Origin of the sequence: Bradyrhizobium sp. STM 3809, assembly GCF_000239795.1 — a bacterium.
Classification (GTDB): Bacteria; Pseudomonadota; Alphaproteobacteria; order Rhizobiales; family Xanthobacteraceae; genus Bradyrhizobium.
This window is the reverse complement of sequence record NZ_CAFJ01000660.1, coordinates 1-8,187: the sequence shown is the minus strand read 5'-3', so window position 1 is coordinate 8,187 and position 8,187 is coordinate 1. Positions and strand designations below refer to the sequence as shown.

The 8,187-nt window shown below is 69.3% G+C and carries 5 protein-coding genes; 4 read left to right on the top strand and 1 reads right to left on the bottom strand.

Features of this window, described 5'->3' with window-relative positions:
- Window positions 1-899 (top strand): hypothetical protein (locus tag BRAS3809_RS29360; protein WP_035659314.1); only part of this gene is annotated, 899 nt, incomplete at its 5' end.
- A gap of 208 nt (window positions 900-1,107) precedes the next feature.
- A complete protein-coding gene (locus tag BRAS3809_RS29355) occupies window positions 1,108-2,574 on the top strand; it encodes an autotransporter outer membrane beta-barrel domain-containing protein (RefSeq protein ID WP_008965648.1) in 1,467 nt (488 codons plus the stop codon).
- Window positions 2,575-2,646: 72 nt separating this feature from the next.
- Here the strand turns inward: BRAS3809_RS29355 and BRAS3809_RS29350 are convergent, their stop codons facing one another.
- Window positions 2,647-3,528 carry a hypothetical protein gene (locus tag BRAS3809_RS29350; protein WP_008965647.1) on the bottom strand — a complete coding sequence of 294 codons (882 nt, stop codon included), beginning with the start codon at window positions 3,526-3,528 and terminating at the stop codon, window positions 2,647-2,649.
- Window positions 3,529-3,883: 355 nt separating this feature from the next.
- Here BRAS3809_RS29350 and BRAS3809_RS29345 point away from each other — a divergent pair, with 355 nt between their 5' ends.
- Together BRAS3809_RS29345 and BRAS3809_RS29340 are read left to right on the top strand one after the other, a co-directional pair.
- The gene (locus BRAS3809_RS29345; protein WP_008965646.1) at window positions 3,884-6,283 is read left to right on the top strand and encodes a membrane-bound PQQ-dependent dehydrogenase, glucose/quinate/shikimate family; all 2,400 of its coding nucleotides are present in this window, start codon (window positions 3,884-3,886) and stop codon (window positions 6,281-6,283) included.
- 245 nt (window positions 6,284-6,528) lie between these two features.
- Window positions 6,529-8,187, top strand: a 1,659-nt coding sequence (locus tag BRAS3809_RS29340) for a putative bifunctional diguanylate cyclase/phosphodiesterase (protein WP_035659311.1), incomplete at its 3' end; no start/stop codon positions are given.

Genomic DNA, 8,187 nt, shown 5'->3' with positions numbered 1-8,187 from the left:
ATGGCGGACTGCACGTCGCCGGCGACGTGGCGCATGGTGCGATCAACGTCGCCGGGGATGCGGTGCATACGGCGGTCGGCCTCGGCGAGGCCGGGCTGGAAGCGGCCGGCGCGATCGGTCACGGCGCGCTCGACATGGCCGGCACCATCGTCGGCACTGCGGCCGATGTCGGAGCCGATGCGCTCGACGCCGCCGGCGCTGTGGTGAAAGGCGGCTTCGAGGCCGGCGTGGCGGTTGCCGACGGCGCCATCGGTGTGGCGACCGACGCCGCGTCCGCCGCGGGCCACCTGATCGGCGGCCCGATCGGTGAAGCCGTCTCCGGCATCGCGCATGGCGTCGATGCGGTCGGCACCGGCGTGGTGAACGGCGTCGGCCATGTCGTGGGCGAAGGCGTCAGCGGACTGGCGCAGGCGGCCGGCGACCTGACCGGCACGATCGGCCACCAGCTCGACGCGATCGGCCACGATCTCGGCTCGCTGGTCAACGATCTCAGCCACGGCAATCTCGGCGCTGCGATCGGCGACATCTTCAAGCTGGCGCAGGATGGCCTGCGCGGCGACGGCCTCGCCATCGCGCATGGTCCGTCCGAGGCCGGCGGCCATGGCGGGTTCTGGGACTCGATCGCCTCGGCGGTCAGCCATGCCGGCGAAAACGCCCAGGGCGTCCAGGGCGCTGAGTTCGGCTCCGGGCTCGGCTTCGGCCCGCTGCACGGCGAGGGCTCGTCGCACAACCCGATCATCGTCGACAGTTTCGGCGACCATGGTCACCCCGGCAACACCGGCATCGTGCCGCCGAACTTCGACATCGGCCATGCCGGCGGCGCGCACGACGCCCCGCATGTCGACTACAGCCACATCGTTCAGATGGACGAGGGGCATCACTTCGCGATGCACGGCTAAGGCCGCGCACGCTCCGGCGAGGACAGCAGCGATACCCTGCCGCGGACCGCGCGGCCGGGTATCGGGTCGGTGCGATGCGTCCGCCCAATCTCCCCGGCGAGCCGTGTCGAGCCCGGCTGCGTGACACGGCTCACAGAGCGCTGCCGCCAGCTCTGCGACAACGCTCCCGTCACCCGCGGTGAGGTGACCCAACCGGGGGAGAACATCAATGAGCATTTTCGGCGATATCGGGCACGCGCTGGGTTCGGTCGCGAAGGGCGTCGCGCATGTGGCATCGGACGTCGGCCACGCGGTCGGCAGCGCCGCCTCGAGCGTGGTGCACACCGTGGAGCATGCGGCAAGCGGCGCCGCGCACGAGGTCAGCCATCTCGGAAATTCGGTCATCCACACCATCGGCAAGGTCACGCATACGGTGGGCGACGCCGCCGCGAGCGCGGCCCACACCGTCGGACATGTCGTCAGCGATGTCGGACATGCCGTGAGCGATGTGGCGCATGGCGTCGGCCATCTCGGCGGCGAGGTCATTCACACTGTCGGCGGCGTCGTGAGCGCGGTGGAGCATGCCGGCGCGGCGGTCGGCGGCAGCATCATTCACGGGGTCCAGGATGTCGTGTCGACCGCGGGTCATGTGGCCGGCGACATCGCCAGCACTGGCGCGCATGTGGTCGGCGACGTCGCCTCCGGCCTCAACCATCTCGTGCACGGCGATCTCGGCGGCGTCGCCGGCGACATCGGTCATATCGGCAGCGACATCGTCAATGGCGGCGTGCATGTCGCCGGTGACCTGGCGCATGGCGTGATCGCCACGGCGGGCGATGCGGTTCACGGCGCCGTCGGTCTCGGCCATGCCGGGCTCGAAGCGGCCGGCGCGATCGGCCATGGCGCGCTAGGCGTGGTCGGCACCATCGTCGACACCGCCGCGCATCTCGGCGCCGACGGCATCCACCTCGCGGGCGACGTGGTGAAGGGCGGGCTCGATGTCGGCACCTCGCTCGGCCACGGCGCGCTCGGCGTCATCACCGATGCGGTGTCGAACGCGGGTCACCTCGTCGGCGGGCCGCTCGGCCACGTCATCTCCGACGCCGCCCATGCGGCCGACACCCTCGGCTCGGGCATCACCAGCGGCCTCAATCACGCCGTCAGCGCGGGCATCTCCGGCTTGACCGAGGCCGCCAGCGACCTGACGCACGCCGTCGGTCATCAGGCCAATGCGCTCGGCCACGATCTCGGCACGCTGGCCAGCGATCTCGGCCACGGCAATGCCGGCGCGGCGCTCGGCGACCTGTTCAAGCTCGCCGGCGACCTGATCGGCGGCGGCCACGAGGGCAGCCACGGTCATCAGGGCGGGTTCTGGGACCAGATCGCGCAGGCGATCCACCAGGCCAGCGACAACGGCCATGACGGCCACAGCTCCGGCCTCGGCCTGGGCGGTCCGTTGCATGGCGACGGCTCGTCGCACCACCCGATCATCGCCGACAGCTTCGGCGACCACGGGCTTGGCGACCACGGGCTTGGCGATCATGGGCTAGGCGATCACGGTCACGCCGGCAACACCGGCATCGTGCCGCCGCACTTCGACATCGGCCACGCCGGCGGCGCCCACGACGCTCCGCACCACGATTTCAGCCACGTCGCCCACATCGACGACTCGCATCACTTCACGCTGCATGGCTGAGGCTTGGAAAAGCAAGAACCCGCGGTGCACGCACCGCGGGTTCTTTTTCGTCTCCTCGATGTCAGCTCAGGCTCAGCGCGCTTGCACGATCGCCGGCGGTGTCACGGAGGCCTGGGTGCGGTTCTGCGGCACATGCGCGTTCATCGCGGACAATGCGCACAGCGCCAGCGAGCCCCAGACCGCGGCGCTGAAATACAGCGACATCCAGGCGATCTCTTCCTTCCAATGCTCGAACTCGTGGGTGACCGTCCACTGCGTGGCGGAATCGCGCAAGCCGACCAGCGGATGCAGCAGCGGCTTGCCGGCGGCACGCTCGATGCGCCAGCGCTTCACATACATCGGCACGTCGACGACCACGAGGAAGGCGAGATAGCAGGCGATGCCGACGAGGCCGGCGATCAAGAGACCGCGCACCAGCCCGTCGAACTCCGGCAGCAGCCGGCCGAGGCCGATGCCGACGAGCAGGAAGGCCACCGCCCACAGCGAGTTCTCGATCGCGTTGTAGAGGAAGTTCTTGGTAACGACCGCGTACCAGGAGCAGATCTCGGCGACGACGATGATCGGCACGATCAGGCGCGCCATGTTGACGGCGGTCTCGGCGTCGGCGATGGCGCCGAGCTGGGCCAGGATGATCGCCCATTGCGCCGCGAAGGCGATCTCGGCGATGGTCGCGACCGAGCGGCCGACGAACACGCTCGACAGCCAGCTGTCGACCAGGCAGATGCGCTGCACGTCGGCGCGCGGCAGCACCGAGCGGAAGGCGCAGCCGAACACATAGGCCGCCGACAGCGCCAGCATCTGGCCGGTCTCCGACGACCAGCTGACGGCGACGCTGCCGCCGTGCAGCTGGCGGTACAGGATGAACCAGAATGCGATATTGGCGAGGCTGACCAGGGTCAGCATCGCCCACCACAGGGCGACCGGGTTCGACAGGGCTCGCGATTGCGCACGCATCCGGCACTCCAATTTTCATGTGACTGACGTCGGATCGTAATAATTCCGTCATGGAGCGGCAACCCGTTCCGGTCCCGGGGGATGCAAAAGGGCGTGTGGTGGGAGCGCCGGCTCTGCGGGGACCGCGCGGCAACGGGGCACCGTGAGGGAGCGTTCCGGACCATCGCGGGCCTGTGGGGGCCTCATGGTTCGAGACGCGCCGCGCGCTTGCTTCGTTTGCAGCCGCCAGCTGCTGGGCGCGGGGCCGCGCGCTCACCGGCGACATCAGCAGCAGGGAACTTCGGCCCCGCCCCGACGTTCATGACGCGACTGCGGCGTCGCGCCGCGCCTCGTTCTCGTCAGCCTGGAGTCGCGCATGGCCGCCGCCCGCGAGCTGCAGCGCGCGCCGCTGCTGACCTTCACTGCCATCGTTGTCGGACTGATGGGGCTGGCGCTGCTCGCCGGCGGCCTCTGGCTCGCCGCGATCGGCGGCTCGCTCTATTACGTCATCGCCGGTGCCGCGCTGCTCGGCACGGCGTGGCTGCTGTGGCAGCGGCGCGCGGCCGCGTTATGGCTCTATGCGGCGCTGCTGCTGGGCACGATGATCTGGGCGATCTGGGAGGTCGGGCTGGATTTCTGGTCGCTGGCGCCGCGCGGCGACGTGCTGGCGCCGCTCGGCGTCTGGCTGCTGCTGCCGTTCGTCACGACGCATCTCGCCGGCGACATGCGCTCGGCACGCTGGGGCCTTCTGGCCGTGCTCGCGGTCGCGGTGGTCGTGCTCGGCGCCTCCCTGCGCGGCGACCGCTTCGGCGTCAACGGCGCGCTGCCGCAGGCGGCGGCCGCGACGGCCGGCACCGATCCCGCGCCGGCGGAGGCGCAGGCCGACTGGACCGCCTACGGCGCCAGCAATTTCGGCACGCGCTTCTCCAGCCTGAAGCAGATCACGCCCGACAATGTGAAGAACCTGCAGCTCGCCTGGGAATTCCAGACCGGCGACCGCAAGGGCCCGGACGATCCCGACGAGTTCACCAACGAGGTGACGCCGCTGAAGATCGGCGACACGCTCTACACCTGCTCGCCGCACCAGATCGTGTTCGCGCTCGACGCGGCCACCGGCAAGCTGCGCTGGACGTTCGATCCCAAGATCGAGCACCACAAGAACTTCCAGCACATGACCTGCCGCGGCGTGGCCTATCACGAGACGAAGGCCGGCGCGGTCGACGTGTCGGGCGCGGCGGCACCGGGCGAATGCGCGAGGCGCATCTTCCTGCCGACCGACGACGGACGGCTGTTCGCGCTCGATGCCGACAGCGGCAAGCCGTGCGAGGGTTTTGGCGACCACGGCCAGATCGACCTGAAGGCCGGCAACGAGATCACCACCGTCGGCTTCTACGAGGGCACCTCGCCGCCCGTCGTCACCGACAAGGTGCTGATCATGGCCGGGGCCGTGATCGACAACTACTCCAACAAGGTGCCCTCGGGCGCGATCCGCGGCTTCGACGTCTATTCGGGCAAGCTGCTGTGGGCGTTCGATCCCGGCAATCCCGATCCCAACGAGATGCCGTCGGAGACGCATCACTTCACGCCGGGTTCGCCGAACGGCTGGAGCGTCGGCGCCGCCGACGAGACGCTCGGCCTCGTCTACATCCCGCTCGGCTCGAGCTCGCCGGACATCTGGGCCGGCAACCGCAGCGCCGACAACGAGCGCTATGATTCCGCGCTGGTCGCGCTCGACATCGCCACGGGCAAGCTGCGCTGGTCGTTCCAGAACGTGCATCACGATCTCTGGGACATGGACATGCCGTCGCAGCCGAGCCTGGTCGACATGCCCGGCAAGGACGGCGTGGTGCCGGCGATCTACGTGCCGGCCAAGACCGGCAACATCTTCGTGCTGGATCGTCGCGACGGACACCTGCTGGTCCCCGCGCCGGAGAAGCCGGTGCCGCAGGGCGCCGCGCCCGGCGATCATCTGTCGCCGACGCAACCATTCTCCGAGCTGAGCTTCCGGCCGCGCAACCAGCTCACCGGCGCGCAGATGTGGGGCGCGACGATGTTCGACCAGCTCGCCTGCCGCATCAAGTTCAAGCGGCTGCGCTACGAGGGCCCGTTCACGCCGCCCTCCGAGCAGGGCACGCTGGTCTATCCCGGTGATTTCGGCATGTTCGAATGGGGCGGCATCGCGATCGATCCCGTCAGGAAGATCGCGATCGCCAATCCGCAATCGATCCCGTTCGTGTCGCGGCTGGTGCCGCGCGGCAAGGACAATCCGGCCGCGCCGAACTCCGCGCATCCGCCGGGCACCGAGCTCGGCGTGCAGCCGATGTACGGCACGCCCTATGGCGTCGATCTCGGCATCTTCCTGTCGCCGCTCGGCATCCCCTGCATGGCGCCGCCCTGGGGCAGCCTCGCCGCGATCGACCTGAAGACCAACCAGATCGTCTGGCAGCACCGCGTCGGCACCATCCGCGACCAGGCGCCCCTGCCCTTGCCGTTCAAGCTGGGCGTACCGATGCTCGGAGGTCCGATGGTCACCGCGGGCGGCGTCGCGTTCCTCACCGGCACGATGGACGACTACATCCGCGCCTTCGACGTCAAGGACGGCCACCTGCTGTGGCAGGACCGGCTGCCCGCCGGCGGGCAGTCGACGCCGATGACCTATGAGGCCGGCGGCCGGCAATATGTCGTGACGGTCGATGGCGGCCATGGCTCGTTCGGCACCAAGCTCGGCGACTACGTCCGCGCCTATGCCTTGCCGGGCAACGTCGCGAGCAAATAGCGATCGGGTTCCAGCTGCGCGCAGAGTGACGCCCCGCCTTGATGGTTTCGTCACGATGTCCCCGGTTCCTTCCGGGAACACGAAGGCGCGGCGCCCGGCCTTAATCATCGGCTTCCAGACCTCGTGCATGACTGGACGCGGGCAGATGCGCTGCCCGCGTTGACGCTTTGCTAACCGCGATTCCTGCGCGCCAAAACCGCCCTGTGGCGGGGATCGTAGCTGGCCTGCGTGAGGGTTCATTGCCGATGTTGACGATCCTGTCCTGCCTGCCCGCCGACCACGACCTGCGTTACGTCGCCGCCGCGCTGCTCGTCTGCGTGCTCGGCTCCATCCTGTCGATGCGCCTGCTGGCGCGGGTCCGCCGCAACACCGGTCTGCGCCGCTTCCATCTGCTGTTCCTGGCCGGGCTGGTCGCCGGCGGCACGGTGTGGACGACGCATTTCGCCGCGATCCTCGGCTATGATTCTCCGGGCAGCCGCTCGTTCGAAGCGGGCCTCACCTTCGCCTCGCTCGGCCTCGCCGTGCTGTTCTCCTGGCTCGGCTTCTACGTCACCACGCGCACGCAGCGCGGGCCGCTGATCGAGATCGGCGGCGCCATGTTCGGCTTCGGCATCGCCGCGATGCACTACACCGGGATGAGCGCGCTCAATCTCGACGGCATCAGGACCTGGCACGCGCCGGCGATCTGGCTGTCGCTGGTGCTGGCGATGGGCTTCGGCGCCGTGGCGGCGAACCGCATCGCGCGGCCGGTCACGCGTTTCTGCAAATATGGCGGCTCGCTGGCGATGGTGCTCGCGATCCTGAGCCTGCATTTCACCGGCATGGCGGCGCTGACGCTGGTGCCGATGGCGGGAGCCGAAACGCCGGCGCAGGCGCTGTCCGACAGCGTGATGCTGATCAGCATCGTCACCGGCATCGGCCTGATCATGGCGATGGCCGCCTCGGCCTACATGATCGACATGCAGGCGGCGCAGGAGGCCGTCGAAGGCTACCGGCAGCTCGCGCTGCAGGATCCGCTGACCGGCCTGCCCAACCGCAACGGCCTGGGCGCGCGGCTGGCGCCGCCGCTGGCGGAGGGCGACGAAACCGCCCATCTCGTCGTGCTCGCCATCGACCTCGACCGCTTCAAGGATATCAACGACGCGCATGGCCATGCCGCCGGCGATGCGGTGCTCAAGACCGTCGCCGAGCGCGTCGCCGCCAGCCTGCAGCCCGGCGAATTCCTGGCGCGCATCGGCGGCGACGAATTCGTCGCGGTCAAGAGCGAGATTTTCGCGCGCACCGAAGCCGCCAAATTCGCCGAGCGCATGCGCGCGCTGGTGCTGATGCCGGTCGAATGGGAGGAGCGCAGCCTGTCCGTCGGCTGCAGCATCGGCATCGCGCTGCATCCCGAGCACGGCCTGACGTCGGATGAGCTGCTCAGCCGCGCCGATCTCGCGATGTATCGCGCGAAAAGTCTCGGTCAGGGCAAGATCTGCACCTACGAGCCGTCGATGGACGAGGCCAGCCGCCGCCGTGCGGAGCTGGCGATCGATCTCAAGCGCGCGCTGGTGCGCGACGAGTTCGAGCTGCACTACCAGGTGCAGAACGACACGCAGAGCGGCGAGATCATCGGCTTCGAGGCGCTGCTGCGCTGGAATCATCCGGTGAAGGGCCGCGTGCCGCCGAACGATTTCATTCCGATGGCCGAGCAGACCGGGCTGATCGTCGACATCGGCGACTGGGTGTTGCGCACCGCCTGCGCCACCGCCGCGACCTGGAGCCAGCCGTTCAAGGTCGCCGTGAACGTCGCGCCGATGCAGCTCAACCACGATTTGCCGAGGCGCGTCGCCGAGGTGCTGCGCGAGACGGGCCTCGCGCCCGGGCGGCTCGAGATCGAGCTGACCGAAACCGGCATCATCGCC